Raw genomic sequence first — 13,707 nt, 5'->3', positions numbered from 1 at the left:
CCAATCCGCAGAACAATGGACGAGCGTCTGTGCCATTGTGCAGAAAAGCGCGCGGCCAAGTATCACATTTAATTTAACTTTCGGTGAGGACTCGGGGATGCGCGCGCGAATACGATGCCGCTACACCACTCGAACACGAGGCACGCATCATGCAAACCCGCCGCCGCTTTCTCCTCACAGGCACCGCGGCCGCCGCCGCAGCGTTCGCACTGGGCGGACGCTTTCGCGCGCTCGCGGCCGATCCGAAGACGCAGGAAAGCTTCGAAATCGTCCATAGCGACGATGAATGGCATCGTCTACTCGATCCGGTGCAATTCGACGTATTACGCCGCGAAGGCACCGAACGCCCTTATACGAGCCCGCTCAACGACGAGCATCGCGCGGGCACGTTCAGTTGCGCGGGTTGCAAGCTGGCGGTGTTCTCCTCGCGCACCAAGTTCGACAGTCATACCGGCTGGCCGAGTTTCTGGGCGCCGCTCGATCATGCGGTCGCGACGCGCATCGACGGCTCGTTCGGCGTCGTGCGTACCGAAGTGCATTGCCGGCGCTGCGGCGGTCATCTGGGCCACGTCTTCGACGACGGTCCGAAGCCCACGGGCCTGCGCTACTGCATGAACGGCGTCGCGATGAACTTCACGCCCGGCGCAGCCTGAATCGCGCCAGCACTCCGATCAACCTCGACCACCCGATACCATCATGCTGCTCATCGTTCTTGCCTATCTCGGCGGCGCGCTGACGATTCTCAGTCCGTGCATCCTGCCGGTGCTTCCCTTCGTGTTCTCGCGCGCGGATCAGCCGTTCGTGAAAAGCGGCTTGCCGTTGCTCGCGGGCATGGGCCTGACCTTCGCCGTCGTCGCGACGCTCGCGGCCGTCGGTGGCGGCTGGGTCACGCAGGCCAATCAAAACGGTCGCTGGGCGGCCATCGTCCTGCTCGCAGTGTTCGGCCTCACACTGCTGTTGCCGAGTCTCGCCGAGCGCGTGATGCATCCGCTCGTGAGCGCGGGCAATCGTCTCACCGCATTCGCGCAACGCGGCGACGGCAAGCCGAGCTTCGTCGGATCGTTCATGCTCGGCATCGCGACCGGTCTTCTGTGGGCGCCCTGCGCAGGCCCGATCCTCGGACTCGTGTTGACGGGCGCGGCGCTCAACGGCGCGAGCGTCGGCACGACTCTGCTCCTGCTCGCGTATGCAGCGGGCGCGGCGACCTCGCTCGCGGTTGCCTTGCTGATCGGCGGACGCGTGTTCGCCGCGATGAAGCGCTCGCTCGGCGCAGGCGAATGGGTGCGGCGCGGCATCGGCGGGGCGATGCTGCTCGGCGTTGTCGCGATCGGGCTCGGGCTGGACACCGGCGTGCTCGCTCGTGTATCGACGGTCGCGACCTCGGGCATCGAACAACAGCTCGTCGACAAGCTCTCGAACAAGAACCAGGGCGCGATGATGATGTCCGCGAACACGGCGAACGTCGATAACAACGGACCCGCGATGATGCGCGCGAGCACCGAGCCGCCGAAGTCGCCGAACCCCGCGCCGCTGCCCGTGGAAGGCACGCTGCCTTCGCTCGATGGCGCGGTGCAATGGCTCAACTCGCCGCCGCTTACAAAGGAAGCGTTGCGTGGCAAGGTCGTGCTCGTCGATGTATGGACGTACTCGTGCATCAACTGCCTGCGCACGTTGCCGTATGTGAAGACGTGGGCGCAGAAGTATCGCGATCAGGGGCTTGTCGTGATCGGCGTGCATGCACCGGAGTTCGCATTCGAGCGCAACGTCGATAACGTGAAGAAGGCGGTTCACGATCTCGGTATCGATTATCCCGTTGCGATCGACAACAACTTCGCGATCTGGCGCGCGTTGAATAATCAGTACTGGCCGGCGCATTATTTCATCGACGCCAAGGGGGATATCCGCTATCACCACTTCGGCGAAGGCGATTATGCGCACTCCGAGCAGGTGATTCAGCAACTGCTTGCCGAAGCGGGTCACGGCGCCGCGCCTGCCATGGCGATGAGCGCGAAGCATGACGATAACGACATCGGTCAGGGCGCGATGATGCAGGCCGACAACGCGGACATGCGTTCGCCTGAAACGTATATCGGTTACGAACGCGCGCAGCAGTTCATGTCGCCGGGCGGCGAAACGCAGGATCGCATTCACGACTATGCCGCGCCCAACGCCCTCGACGTCAACGACTGGGGACTCGCGGGCGCGTGGAAGGTCGGCGCCGAGCACGCGACGCTCGAAGGCGCGACGGGGCGCATCGTGTATCGCTTTCATGCGCGCGATCTGCATCTCGTGCTCGGGCCGTCGAAAGATGGCAAGCCGGTGCGCTTTCGCGTGAGCATCGATGGCGCGGCGCCGGGCGCATCGCATGGCAGCGACATTCAGGCGGACGGAAGCGGCACCGTGACCGAACAGCGCCTCTATCAGTTGGTGCGGCAGGCGGGCCCCGTCGCCGACCGCACGTTCACCATCGAATTTCTCGACCCCGGCGTCGAAGCGTATGCCTTCACGTTCGGTTGAATGCGACTTCTTGAGGAGCAGACATGTTCAGGACCAACAGCATGACATTCAAGGCCGTCAGCGTGGCCGTATTGTTCGCGGGCGCGTTCGCACTGCAGCGCGTCGCGCATTCGAGCGAGGAAGCCGTGAAGATTCCGCCGCCCGTGCATGACGAAAGCGCGACGGCCGTGCATACGGAAACGGCCGTATTCGCGGGCGGCTGCTTCTGGGGCGTGCAAGGCGTGTTTCAGCACGTTCGCGGCGTGAAGGAAGCGCTGTCGGGCTATGCGGGCGGCGCGGCCGGCACGGCGCAATACGATCGCGTGAGCGAAGGCGATACCGGTCATGCGGAATCGGTGCGGATCACGTATGACCCGGCGCAGGTGTCGTACGGCAAGCTGCTGCAGATCTTCTTTTCGGTCGCGCACAATCCGACGCAACTGAACTATCAAGGCCCCGATCACGGCACGCAATATCGCTCGGCCGTATTCCCGACGAACGCAGCGCAGCGCGAGATCGCCAATGCGTATATCGCGCAGCTCGACAAGGCGCATGTGTATGGCGGCAAGATCGTCACGAAGATCGAAGACTACAAGGGCTTCTATCCGGCCGAAGGCTATCACCAGAACTATCTGACGGAGCATCCGGAAAGCCCTTATATCGCGATCAACGATCTGCCGAAAGTGGCGAACCTGAAGCAGATGTTTCCGGACGCCTATCGTCAGGACGCGGTGCTCGTGACGGTCGCATCCAAATAGGCATCGACGATCGCGAGCACATCGGGCATGTTGCGCCTGCCGAAACCGAGGCGCACATGCTCGTCGCCGTGATCGACCAGCGTCGAGGGCAAGAGGAGCACGCCCGTGCGTTCGAGCAGTTCTGCGCAGAACCGCTCGGCGCCTTCGCGCTTCAACCGCACGAAACCGATCGTGCCCGCGCGCGGACGATGCCACTCGAAACGATCCGCATGGCGCGCGAAGAAGGCGTCTAGCACGCCCAGATTCGCGCGGATCATCGAAACATTGCGTTCGATAAGCGCATCAGTGTGGCGCACTGCAATCGCCGACAGATACTCGCTCGGCGCGCTGTTGCTGATGGTGAGATAGTCCTTGAACGTGCTCATGCGTTCGAGCACTTGCGCGCTCTTCGTCGCGATCCAGCCGAGGCGCAGGCCGGCGAGCCCGTGCGTCTTCGAGAGCGCACCGAGTGAAATCGCGCGCTCGTACACATCGCATGCGGCGGGCAGACGATCCGCGCGATCATGTTCGAGCCCGCGATACACCTCGTCGCTGAATAGCCATAGTCCATGCTTGCGCGCGAACGCGACGATCGCATCGAACACGTCGCGCGACGGCAGATAACCGGTCGGATTGTGCGGCACGCACATCACGAGCGCGCGTGTGGCCGGCGTGACGAGCGTTTCGAGCTCCGCCGGATCGAGCGACCAGCCCGCTTCTTCCCGCGCCTTCCACGGCGCAACGCTCACGCCCAGCGCCTCGGCCACCGTGTAATGCGACTGATAGCCCGGCATATGCACGATCATGTGATCGCCTGGCGCGAGCATCGTGTTCATGAACGAATAGATCGCTTCCTGAGCGCCCGTGTGCACGATGATCTCGTCAGCATCGATGTTCTCGTACAGCGTCGCCAGTTCGCGCCGCAGCGCGGGTGCGCCGGGATATTCCGTATAACCGAGCCAGGTATCGCGCAGACCGTCGATCGAGTCCGGTTCATATGCAAGCAGTTCGCCGATCGACATCGATTCGGGATCGGAAGTGCACAACAGATGGCGCGCGGTGAATTCGTGCTGCGAGAAATAGCGTTCGAGTTTGAACGGGTTCGGTTGCATCGCGTCGCTTGATCGGAATGGAAGAAGGCTCTAGTTTGCGCGTCTGATGTACATTCACACAGCTAAACTTTCTAATTCCGATTAAGGAACGCTAATGCTCGAGTACGCTCTCCTCGATTCGCTGCTTGCCGTCGTGCGCACCGGTTCTTTCGAGCGTGCGGCGCGCGAACTGAACGTCACGCCTTCGGCCGTCTCGCAGCGCGTGAAGCTCCTTGAAGAGCGCTGAGGCGCCCTGCTCGTCAAGCGCGGCCAACCATGCGAAGCAACCGCTTCCGGCGCGCTCTTGTGCCGCCACACCGAACGCGTGCAATTGCTCGAAGCCGAACTCGGCGGGCACATGCCAGCCTTACCGGGCGCGCAGAGCGGGCGGCGCGCGAAATTGCGCATCGCGGTGAACGACGACAGCATGAGCACATGGTTCATCGACGCCGCGGCGGACTTTTGCATCGAACGTGAACTGCTGCTCGATGTCGTCGTCGACGATCAGGATCACACGGCGCAACGCATCCGCGAAGGCGATGTGCAAGGCGCGATCACCACGCAAGCCGAGCCCGTTCCCGGCTGGCGTTCGATGAAGCTCGGACGCATGCGCTATCGCGCGGTATGTTCGCCCGCGTACTTCGCGCGCTATTTCGCCGATGGCCTCACGCGCGATGCGTTGCGCCGCGCGCCCTGCGTCAATTTCAACGAAAAGGATGAATTGCAGAAGCGCTTCATCAAACGCATGAGCCGCGCGGAGATCGAACCGCCCGCGCATGTCGTGCCGCATGGCGAGGGCTTCGTGCGCGCGTGCACGTCGGGGCTGGCGTGGGGAATGTGTCCGCAACGGCTCGTCGCGCAGCACGTCGAAAACGGCGACCTGGTGGAAGTGTCGCCCGGTGCGCGCTTCGACGTCGATCTTTACTGGCAGAGCTGGCGTCTTTCGATCGGCTGGCTGGACGACTTCAGCGCGATGCTCAAACATCGCGCCAGATCGTTTCTCGATTGAGCATTACGCTTCGCGGGTTTCGATCGAATCCACGCGATCTCGATAGAACGCGAGATGATCTTTTATCGACGCAACAGCCTCATGAGACTCATACGACCACACCGCGTTGGCCGACTTTTGTCCACCTGAAGGGATACTGTAATAGCTGCACTCACCCTTGTAAGGGCAGTATGTCGAGTGCGACGTGCGTTCGAGTTGCGACATGTCCACGTCCTTGCGCGGCACATATAGCACCTCGGGATACGATGCCTCGCGCAATGAAAGCGCTTCGGTCGTATCGGCGATCACGCGTCCGCCCGCTTTGACCAGCACGCGCGACGGACTGCGCTCGATCGTGATCGGATGATCGGGACCGGGAATCTTGACGGCTTTATCCATGAGTGTCTTCCTGCGAACGAACGCACCATAGCGAACGGAAGAATCGATGGTAACGCCGTTGCGTCGAACACGCAGAACCCGGCCCCTCGCAGCATCAATGACCGAAATAAAGGGGCTTGGTGCCGTCGTTGTCCATCCGCGGCATCGCGCGCATGCCTGCAGCCGAGCGGCCGCTGGTTGCGCCGCCGTAGGAATTCATATCGGCGTTATAGGCATTGTTCTGCCCCGATGCGCGGCGCTCGGCGCGCTGGATATCCGACGGATACGAAGTCTGGTCCGAGCGCGACGGATCGTAGCCCGCTGCTTCGACCTGCCTCAGATCTTCCTTCACCTGACCCCGCGTAAGCGACGAATCGGTTTGCGCGAATGAAAGCGCCGGCGCCACCACTACAGCGGCGACGGCCACGGCTTTGACGAACGATTTCATGGTGAACCTCCGGTATGTTGGCCTGCGCACGGTGATTTCTGTGCGTGCTTCATACTCAGCATCGCCCGTGCCCGGCAACGACCGTCGTCCGTCTAAAACGCGCCTACGAACCCTTGCTCTCGATTGCCTTGACGAGCGCATGCAGCACGCGATTCGCCGGCGTCGGCACGCCGAGCGCTTCGCCACGCCGCACGATCAGCCCGTTCAGATGATCGATCTCGCTCTTCTTGCCGCGCGCGAGATCCTGCGCCGTCGACGAGAACTGATTCGGCATCGTCTCGGCGATACGGCGCACGGCGGCATCGACATCGCCGGGAATCGTCACGTTGTCCGCTTTCGCGACCGCAAGGCATTCGTCGACGACATCGCGCATCGTGCGTGTAATGCCCTCGCCCTGCACGAGCTTTCCATAAGGCAACTGCGTGATCGCGGACAGCGCGTTGTAGGCGCAATTCAGCACGAGCTTCGCCCATAGCGCGCCGCGCACGTTGTCGGAGATTTCGGTCGGCACGCCCGCCGCCACGAGCGCACGCGCAACGCCTTCGCTCTTCGTCGATGGCTCGATCACGAGTTCACCGCGTCCGTTGTGCTTCACGTGCCCCGGCCCCGCCATTTCCGTCGCGACGTACACGACAGCGGCCGCCGCCTCTTGCGGCAACAGTTCGCGCAGGCGCTCCGCATTCTCGACGCCGTTTTGCAGCGACAGCAGCAGCGCATCGTGTTCGAGATAAGGCGCGAGTGCCTTCGCGGCGCTTTCGGTGTCCGTGGACTTCACGCAGAAGAGCACGAGTTGCGCGCCCTTCACGGCGCTCGCATCGGTGCTCGCGGCGACGTGTACCCGTTCGTCGAAATGCTGCGTGTCGAGCCGCAAGCCGTCGCGTTCGATCGCCTCGACATGCTGCGGCCGCGCGATCAGCACGACCTCGTGACGCGCGCGCGCGAGCATGCCGCCGTAATAACAACCGACCGCGCCCGCACCCATGACGGCGACTTTCATGTTTCGCTTCTCCCGTTGCGATGTTGAACTGTGGCTCGAAAAGGTAACACATGGCTGCGGACTGTCCGTTACGTCACGGATGTTGCGCAAACGCTTGCGGACTTCGCATGGATTCGCGCATCTGCCCGTGTCCACGCGATTTTGTGGTCGGACGCACCATAGTCAGTCGAATTCGCGGCTCACCATATTGTTAAAACGGGCCACGCACAATACGCTTCTTTCAGCGGATCGACGACGCTGTCCAAACAATGCCGACCGCTGCGGGGTGTGCGGCCAAGGCCGCATCGAGTAGTCAAATCCGGGGGACCAAATACACGGCGTGCCGGGCAAGCGCATCACGCGAGCGGTCGACCGTGCGGCGCACCGAGGCGCCGTGAACTTAGACAAGCGCTGGCCTTGCCGCTCGGCGACGAGCAGCTCGAAGCCGCAGGCGCGGGCGTTATCACGAGAACAAAAACATGAATCATGGATATGAAGCATCGCTCGTCAAGCGCGTGGTGAATCAACTCGTCGCGGGCATCGTGAGCGGCGAATACCAGGACAACGTGCTTCCGCCACAAGTCATTCTTTCGAAGAAGCACGGTGTGAGCCGGACCATCATGCGAGAGGCGTTGAGCATTCTCATCTCGCGCCGCATGCTCGACGTGCGGCCCAAGACGGGGACGCGCATCAAGCCTGCACGCGAATGGCTTATCATGGACCCGGAAGTCGCCGAGTGGCGCATGCGTGCGCTGCACGATCCCGACTGCATCCGCAGGCTGATGGAATTTCGTGCGCTCGTCGATCCGCCTGCCGCCGCGCTCGCCGCGACGCGTGCGAACCGGCATCAGCGCATCGCCATCAACGCGGCCTATCAGCGGCTCCTGCATGCGAGCCCGTCCGAACCCTTGCAGTCCGCCGCCGAAGAGGCGCTGCAGGCCGCCATCGTCGATGCAAGCGGCGATGAAGTGCTACGGCAGATGGGCAGCGTCGTGCGCGTCGGCATCCGCACCATGAAGGCGGCGCTGCGCAATCAGCCCCATGCGCTGCCGCGCGTGCCCGATTCGCAGCTCGGCGATTACGGCAGGCTCGTGCGCGCGATCGAAACCGCCGACGGCGACGGCGCGCGAGCGGCCATGTCGCAAGTGCTGTCGCGCACGGCCTCGCTCTGGATCGAAGAAATCGCCTGAAGCCGGTTCTGAATCACCATTCGGATGCAGCGGCGGGCAGGCCGCCCGCATCGCCTTCATGGCCCGCCGGGAGCGCATCTTGCGCGCCCGGACGCCGCACTTTCGCCTCGCATGCGCCGCGCGCGTGACTACAATGAGTCATGCCTGTGCATGCGCGGCGTTGAAAAACGGAGGCAAGAATGGCAGAGCTCGAAAAGGAAAGGGTCGTCGGCGTCCTGAACAAGATTCTCGAATCCGAACTGGCGGGTGTCGTGCGTTACACGCACTATTCGTTTCTCGTCTTCGGCTTCGGACGCATTCCCATCGTCTCGTGGCTGCGCGCACAGGCCGATGAATCCCTGCTGCACGCGCATCAGGCCGGCGAATGGATCACGACGCTCGGCGCGTATCCGTCGCTTGAGATAGGCCCGCTGCTCGACAATCACACGTTCGACATCGCGACGATCCTGCGCGAATCGCTGCAATCGGAAAACGTCGCGCTCGGTCAATATCGCGAGTTGCTCTCGCTCGTCGAAGACCGTTCCGTCGCGCTGGAGGAATACGCGCGGCAGATGATCCAGGTCGAGGAACTGCACGCGGGCGAAGTGGACAAGATGCTGCGCAGGCCCGGCGAAGTCGAAACGTCGCCCGAGCGACGCACGGGGCATAACTGAGCGAAATGAAAAGCGCCGGTCCGCATTTCGCGGGCCGGCGCCTGAGACGCCCGGAAGCGCCGTGTCTTACTTCGGCTGCGCGACCGTGCGCAGATAGGGCTTCAGCGTCTTGAAGCCTTCGGGATACTTCTTCTTCGCGTCTTCATCCGAGACGGACGTCGGAATGATGACGTCGTCGCCCGGCTTCCAGTTCACCGGCGTCGCGACCGTGTGCTTCGCGTTCAGTTGCAGCGCGTCGAGCAGGCGCAGCACTTCGTCGAAGTTGCGGCCCGCGCTCATCGGATACGTGAACGTGGCCTTCACCTTCTTGTCCGGACCGACGATGAACACCGCGCGGATCGTCGCGTTGTCGTTCGCCGTGCGCGGATTCGCGCCGCTCGCGTTCGGATGGATCATGTCGTAGAGCTTCGCGACGTTGAGATCCGCGTCGCCGATCATCGGATAGTTGACCGCCGTGCCCTGCGTTTCCTCGATGTCCTTCGCCCACTGCGAGTGATTCGTCACCGGGTCGATCGAGAGGCCGATCACCTTCGTATTGCGCTTGTCGAACTCGGGCTTGAGCTTGGCCATATAACCGAGCTCGGTCGTGCAAACCGGCGTGAAGTCCTTCGGATGCGAGAACAGGATTGCCCATTTGTCGCCGATCCACTCGTGAAAGCGAATCGTGCCTTCGGTCGTCTCTGCCGTGAAATCGGGGGCTTCATCACCAATGCGTATAGCCATATCAAATCTCCACGTGAGGAAAAGGCCGGTGAACGTTCCATATGCATAAGAACGGTTTCCGGGTTAAGGATTGCAATCGTGAATGTGATTATAGTGCGCGATGCATCGGCAATTGATGACCGCTGGCGTCGTGTGGTCATGCGTCGCGCCGCACGAGCCACGGCGGATATAGCCAGCGGCACGTTTCCTGCTCCGTACCCGCGACGCCGTGAATAAGCATATTTCGTAAATGTCCGTTGCTCGCGTTTCGCACGGCGCCGCGCTCGAATTCGCCGGCGAAATCTGCTATCACGAGACACATACGTCAGACCGAACGTGCAAGTGCAAGGCCGCAGGCACCTGGATCATCGCGCAGTCGAACAGGCGACAGAATTCGCCGCGCCACCCGGCGTGGCCACGCTGCCGCCGCATAAGGAGGCGATCGTGACCGTCATGCAAAGAAAGTCCGTTGCTGCGTTGCAAAGCGAAGCGGCCGAAAGCGAGGAAGTGCTTCAGGAACACGGCGGCCACGCGCTGAAGCGTTCGCTCACCGCGCTCGATGTCGTGTTGCTCGGCATCGGCTGCATCATCGGCGCGGGGATTTTCGTGCTGACGGGCCACGCGGCCGCCACCAACGCCGGCCCCGCGATCATCATCTCTTTCGTGCTCGGCGCAATCGTTTGTGCGCTCGCTGGCCTGTGTTATGCAGAGATGGCTTCCACCGTGCCCGTATCGGGGAGCGCGTACACCTACGCTTATGCGACGATGGGCGAACTGATTGCGTGGCTCATCGGCTGGGATCTGATACTCGAATACGCGGTCGGCGCAACGACCGTCGCGATCGGATGGTCGGGTTATGTCGTGAGCTTTCTGCATTCGATCGGCATCGACATACCCGAGCAGCTTGCGAAAGCGCCTTTCGCTTACGATCCCGGTCACGGCTGGAGTCATGTCGGCGCGATCCTCAACGTGCCCGCGATGGTGATCGTCGGGCTCATCACGATTCTTCTGGTTATCGGCATACGCGAGTCGGCGCGTGTGAACAGCTTCATCGTCGTCATCAAGGTGCTGATCGTGCTCGCGTTCATCGCGGCGGGCATCGCCTATGTCGATACGAACCACTGGGTCACGGCGCAAAATCCGACCGGCGCGTTCATACCGCCGAATACCGGCGAGTCGGGCGTGTTCGGCATGAGCGGCGTGTTGCGTGGCGCGGCCGTCGTGTTCTTTGCCTATATCGGTTTCGATTCGGTATCGTGCGTCGCGCAGGAGACGCGCAATCCGCGACGCGACATGCCGATCGGCCTTCTCGGTTCGCTCACGATCTGCACCATTCTCTACGTGCTCGTTTCGTACGTACTCACCGGCATCGTGTCTTACGACAAGCTGAACGTGTCGGACCCGATCGCAGTCGGCGTCGATGCGATCGGCATGCGCTGGCTTTCGCCCATCGTGAAACTGGGCGCGATTTTCGGTCTGACGTCGGTGATTCTCGTGCTGTTGCTGTCGCAGCCGCGCATCTTCTATTCGATGGCGAAGGACGGACTCTTGCCACCGTTCGCATCGAAGATTCACCCGCGCTTTCACACGCCCTATATCACGACCATCATCACCGGCATCATCGTGATGATTCTTGCGGGACTGTTGCCCATCGGTCTCGTCGGTGAACTCGTGAGCATCGGCACGCTGTTCGCGTTCATGGTGGTGTGCATCGGCGTGCTCGTGTTGCGCATCACGCAGCCGAATCTCGAACGCGCATTCAAGACGCCCGCGGTGTATGTGGTCGCGCCGCTCGGCGCGTTGTCATCGCTCTTTCTGATGTCCGGCCTGCCCGCCGATACGTGGATACGGCTCATCGTCTGGATGGCGATCGGCGTCGTCATTTACTTCGGCTACGGCATACGTCATAGCAGGCTGCGCAATCAGCGAGAAGCCGCGCCGCGTCGCCCCGCTCGCGGATGACATTCGAAGGGCCGCTCGAATCGCGGCCCTTGCTTCATTCCGACGCGCGTTTCGATTCGTGTTCGCGCGCTTCTTCAGGGCTTTCGTAGATATACGGCGCGACGCCGCGACGTTTCAGTGCGTCGCCGAGTTTCAGCCTTAGAAAGCCGCTCGTCGTATAGCGCGTCACGCGGTCATAGTGTCCATCGACGAGCTTCGTGACCATTTCCGAATACGCGTCGAGCATGTCGGGGCGAATCGAAAAGTTATCGTAGTTCACGATCGCGTGCGGCTTCGTCGTCACGCCCGCTAACTGCTTTTCGACTTCGCGGCGAATCGCTTCGACATCGCTCAGGCTCTTCACTTCATGGCCTTCGAAGTTGATGAAGAAGAGATTCTTCTCCGCGTCGTAGCTGAAGCGTTCGGAGAGATCGAGCCTCAGCAGGATATTGCGCAAGCCCATTGGCGCATCGCGGAAGATGCGTTCGTCCATCAGACGCGGCGGCGTGTCCATGATCGGCGCGAAACCCATTTGCGCGACGATGTCTCGCTCGATATCGACGCCCGGTGCGACCTCGGTCAGCGCAAGTCCCTTGTCCGTGAGTTCGAACACGCAGCGCTCGGTGATATAGATCACGGTCTGCCCGCGCTCCGCCGCATAACGCCCGCTGAACGTGCGATGCTCGACGGCATCGACGAACTTGCGGCATTCGCCTTCGCGGCGAATCTCGAGCTTGCCTTCGTTGATCGCGACATGGAGCTTGCCCGCATTGAAAGTGCCGACGAACACGACCTTCTTCGCCGCCTGGCTGATATTGATGAAGCCGCCCGCGCCCGCGAGCTTCGGCCCGAACTTGCTCACGTTGAGATTGCCTTCGCCGTCCGCTTGCGCAAGACCTAGGAACGCGATGTCGAGGCCGCCGCCATCGTAGAAGTCGAACTGATACGGCTGATCGATGATCGCCTGCGTATTCGTCGCCGCGCCGAAATTGAGGCCGCCCGCGGGAATGCCGCCGATCACGCCCGGCTCCGTCGTCATCGTGAAGAGATCGATCACCTGCTCTTCGTTCGCGACGCTCGCGATGCCCTCCGGCATGCCGATGCCGAGATTCACGACGCTATTGGCCATCAATTCGAACGCCGCTCGCCGCGCGATGATCTTGCGTTCCGTAAGCGACATCGGCGGCACCGAACTCGCGGCCACGCGCAATTCGCTCGAAAACGCCGCGCTGTATTGCTCGCCGAAGGTCTGCCAGTGATTGTCGGGCTTTGCCAGTACGACGCAGTCGACCATCACGCCGGGTATCTTCACTTGGCGCGAGTTGAGCGTGTTCGATTCCGCAAGCCGCTCGACTTGCGCGATCACGATGCCGCCCGAATTGCGCGCGGCCATCGCGATGGACAACGCTTCGAGCGTCAGCGCTTCCTTTTCCATCGTGACGTTGCCGTTGAGATCGGCGGTCGTGCCGCGCACGATGGCGACGTCGATCGGAAAGGTCTTGTAGTAGAGATAGTCCGTGCCGTCGATCTCCATGAGCCGCACGAGATCTTCCGTCGTGCGCGCATTGAGCTTGCCGCCGCCGTTGCGCGGATCGACGAAGGTGCCGAGCCCGACCGTCGAAAGTTGCCCTGGCCGATGCGCGGCGATATCGCGAAAGAGCTGCGAGATCACGCCTTGCGGCAAGTTATACGCTTCGATGCGATTCTCTATCGCCATCTTCTGAAGGCCCGGCACGAGTCCCCAGTGCCCGCCGATCACGCGCTTGACGAGCCCTTCGCGCGCCAGATGATTGAGGCCTTTGCTGCGGCCATCGCCCTGGCCCGCCGCATACACGAGCGTGAGGTCCGCGATCGGATCGTCGCCTTCGACGAAGCGTTCTTCGAGCGCGATCGCCACTTCCTCCGCGAAGCCGATGCCGACGAAACCGCTCGTCGCGATCGTGTCGCCCGAGCGTATCAGCCGCACGGCCTCGCGCGCGGACGAGATCTTGCCGCGTTCGACGAGGCGCGCTGTCGATGGAAACGGATGGCGGGTCGGCGTGTTGCTGGCGGTCATGGCGTCTCCTGTCTGCCGCATTTCTTATCGTGAGTTTCGCTTGAATACGCG

The 13,707-nt window shown here is 62.2% G+C and carries 13 protein-coding genes and 1 pseudogene; 7 read left to right on the top strand and 7 right to left on the bottom strand.

The genetic code is table 11. The annotated features are described in order from the left end of the window. Positions 1-149 precede the first annotated feature (149 nt). The 3 genes from msrB to msrA are packed head-to-tail and all read left to right on the top strand — an operon-like array spanning position 150 to position 3,254. A complete protein-coding gene (gene msrB, locus BG60_RS12140; protein WP_008353296.1) occupies positions 150-653 on the top strand; it encodes a peptide-methionine (R)-S-oxide reductase MsrB in 504 nt (167 codons plus the stop codon). A 43-nt stretch (positions 654-696) separates the two neighbouring features. After that, on the top strand, positions 697-2,517 hold the full coding sequence (locus tag BG60_RS12135; protein ID WP_034471762.1) for a cytochrome c biogenesis protein DipZ: 1,821 nt from the start codon (positions 697-699) through the stop codon (positions 2,515-2,517). Between the two features lie 41 nt (positions 2,518-2,558). Next, positions 2,559-3,254, top strand: coding sequence for a peptide-methionine (S)-S-oxide reductase MsrA (msrA, locus tag BG60_RS12130; protein WP_008353293.1), 696 nt, complete (start codon positions 2,559-2,561; stop codon positions 3,252-3,254). Here msrA and BG60_RS12125 read toward each other — a convergent pair. Then, on the bottom strand, positions 3,218-4,345 hold the full coding sequence (locus BG60_RS12125) for an aminotransferase class I/II-fold pyridoxal phosphate-dependent enzyme (protein WP_008353292.1): 1,128 nt from the start codon (positions 4,343-4,345) through the stop codon (positions 3,218-3,220). The two genes, msrA and BG60_RS12125, sit on opposite strands and share 37 nt — an antisense overlap. Positions 4,346-4,439: 94 nt before the next feature. On the opposite strand from BG60_RS12125, the pseudogene BG60_RS12120 reads away from it, so the two are divergent. Further along, positions 4,440-5,333, top strand: a pseudogene (locus BG60_RS12120) (LysR family transcriptional regulator ArgP). A 3-nt stretch (positions 5,334-5,336) separates the two neighbouring features. Here the strand turns inward: BG60_RS12120 and BG60_RS12115 are convergent. The 3 genes from BG60_RS12115 to BG60_RS12105 all read right to left on the bottom strand — a co-directional run bounded on the left by BG60_RS12115 (position 5,337) and on the right by BG60_RS12105 (position 7,135). Next, entirely contained in the window at positions 5,337-5,711 is a 375-nt protein-coding gene (locus BG60_RS12115; RefSeq protein WP_034471756.1) for a DUF427 domain-containing protein, read from the bottom strand. A gap of 94 nt (positions 5,712-5,805) precedes the next feature. Next, the gene (locus tag BG60_RS12110) at positions 5,806-6,138 is read right to left on the bottom strand and encodes a DUF4148 domain-containing protein (protein WP_008353289.1); all 333 of its coding nucleotides are present in this window, start codon (positions 6,136-6,138) and stop codon (positions 5,806-5,808) included. Positions 6,139-6,241: 103 nt separating this feature from the next. Beyond that, entirely contained in the window at positions 6,242-7,135 is an 894-nt protein-coding gene (locus BG60_RS12105; protein WP_008353288.1) for a ketopantoate reductase family protein, read from the bottom strand. Positions 7,136-7,593: 458 nt separating this feature from the next. On the opposite strand from BG60_RS12105, the gene BG60_RS12100 reads away from it, so the two are divergent. Continuing rightward, the gene (locus tag BG60_RS12100; protein ID WP_008353287.1) at positions 7,594-8,304 is read left to right on the top strand and encodes a FadR/GntR family transcriptional regulator; all 711 of its coding nucleotides are present in this window, start codon (positions 7,594-7,596) and stop codon (positions 8,302-8,304) included. Positions 8,305-8,317: 13 nt separating this feature from the next. Here BG60_RS12100 and BG60_RS39935 read toward each other — a convergent pair whose 3' ends face one another. Beyond that, positions 8,318-8,446, bottom strand: coding sequence for a hypothetical protein (locus BG60_RS39935; protein ID WP_268811586.1), 129 nt, complete (start codon positions 8,444-8,446; stop codon positions 8,318-8,320). Positions 8,447-8,483: 37 nt separating this feature from the next. Between BG60_RS39935 and BG60_RS12095 the strand changes: the two genes are divergently transcribed. Further along, on the top strand, positions 8,484-8,957 hold the full coding sequence (locus BG60_RS12095; protein ID WP_008353286.1) for a ferritin-like domain-containing protein: 474 nt from the start codon (positions 8,484-8,486) through the stop codon (positions 8,955-8,957). Positions 8,958-9,023: 66 nt separating this feature from the next. Here BG60_RS12095 and BG60_RS12090 read toward each other — a convergent pair whose 3' ends face one another. Further along, positions 9,024-9,680: a peroxiredoxin gene (locus BG60_RS12090; protein WP_008353285.1), complete on the bottom strand. Its 657-nt coding sequence runs from the start codon at positions 9,678-9,680 to the stop codon at positions 9,024-9,026. A gap of 432 nt (positions 9,681-10,112) precedes the next feature. Between BG60_RS12090 and BG60_RS12085 the strand changes: the two genes are divergently transcribed. Further along, positions 10,113-11,621, top strand: a complete 1,509-nt coding sequence (locus BG60_RS12085) for an amino acid permease (protein ID WP_033535977.1) — start codon at positions 10,113-10,115, stop codon at positions 11,619-11,621. Between the two features lie 34 nt (positions 11,622-11,655). On the opposite strand, the gene BG60_RS12080 is transcribed toward BG60_RS12085, so the two are convergent. Beyond that, positions 11,656-13,656, bottom strand: a complete 2,001-nt coding sequence (locus BG60_RS12080) for an acyl CoA:acetate/3-ketoacid CoA transferase (protein ID WP_008353281.1) — start codon at positions 13,654-13,656, stop codon at positions 11,656-11,658. Positions 13,657-13,707 lie beyond the last annotated feature (51 nt).

The sequence above is a fragment of the Caballeronia zhejiangensis genome, from assembly GCF_000698575.1.
GTDB classification, from domain to species: domain Bacteria; phylum Pseudomonadota; class Gammaproteobacteria; order Burkholderiales; family Burkholderiaceae; genus Caballeronia; species Caballeronia zhejiangensis.
Note: the sequence above shows the minus strand (reverse complement) of the source record. Positions and strands in the feature narration are given on the sequence as shown.

What these genes read in the sequence shown, in the direction of transcription:
- msrB (WP_008353296.1), top strand. Translation starts at nt 150, where the DNA reads ATGCAAACCCGCCGCCGCTTTCTCCTCACAGGCACCGCGGCCGCCGCC.
- BG60_RS12135 (WP_034471762.1), top strand. Translation starts at nt 697, where the DNA reads ATGCTGCTCATCGTTCTTGCCTATCTCGGCGGCGCGCTGACGATTCTC.
- msrA (WP_008353293.1), top strand. Translation starts at nt 2,559, where the DNA reads ATGACATTCAAGGCCGTCAGCGTGGCCGTATTGTTCGCGGGCGCGTTC.
- BG60_RS12125 (WP_008353292.1), bottom strand. Translation starts at nt 4,345, where the DNA reads ATGCAACCGAACCCGTTCAAACTCGAACGCTATTTCTCGCAGCACGAA.
- BG60_RS12115 (WP_034471756.1), bottom strand. Translation starts at nt 5,711, where the DNA reads ATGGATAAAGCCGTCAAGATTCCCGGTCCCGATCATCCGATCACGATC.
- BG60_RS12110 (WP_008353289.1), bottom strand. Translation starts at nt 6,138, where the DNA reads ATGAAATCGTTCGTCAAAGCCGTGGCCGTCGCCGCTGTAGTGGTGGCG.
- BG60_RS12105 (WP_008353288.1), bottom strand. Translation starts at nt 7,135, where the DNA reads ATGAAAGTCGCCGTCATGGGTGCGGGCGCGGTCGGTTGTTATTACGGC.
- BG60_RS12100 (WP_008353287.1), top strand. Translation starts at nt 7,594, where the DNA reads ATGAATCATGGATATGAAGCATCGCTCGTCAAGCGCGTGGTGAATCAA.
- BG60_RS39935 (WP_268811586.1), bottom strand. Translation starts at nt 8,446, where the DNA reads ATGACTCATTGTAGTCACGCGCGCGGCGCATGCGAGGCGAAAGTGCGG.
- BG60_RS12095 (WP_008353286.1), top strand. Translation starts at nt 8,484, where the DNA reads ATGGCAGAGCTCGAAAAGGAAAGGGTCGTCGGCGTCCTGAACAAGATT.
- BG60_RS12090 (WP_008353285.1), bottom strand. Translation starts at nt 9,680, where the DNA reads ATGGCTATACGCATTGGTGATGAAGCCCCCGATTTCACGGCAGAGACG.
- BG60_RS12085 (WP_033535977.1), top strand. Translation starts at nt 10,113, where the DNA reads ATGCAAAGAAAGTCCGTTGCTGCGTTGCAAAGCGAAGCGGCCGAAAGC.
- BG60_RS12080 (WP_008353281.1), bottom strand. Translation starts at nt 13,656, where the DNA reads ATGACCGCCAGCAACACGCCGACCCGCCATCCGTTTCCATCGACAGCG.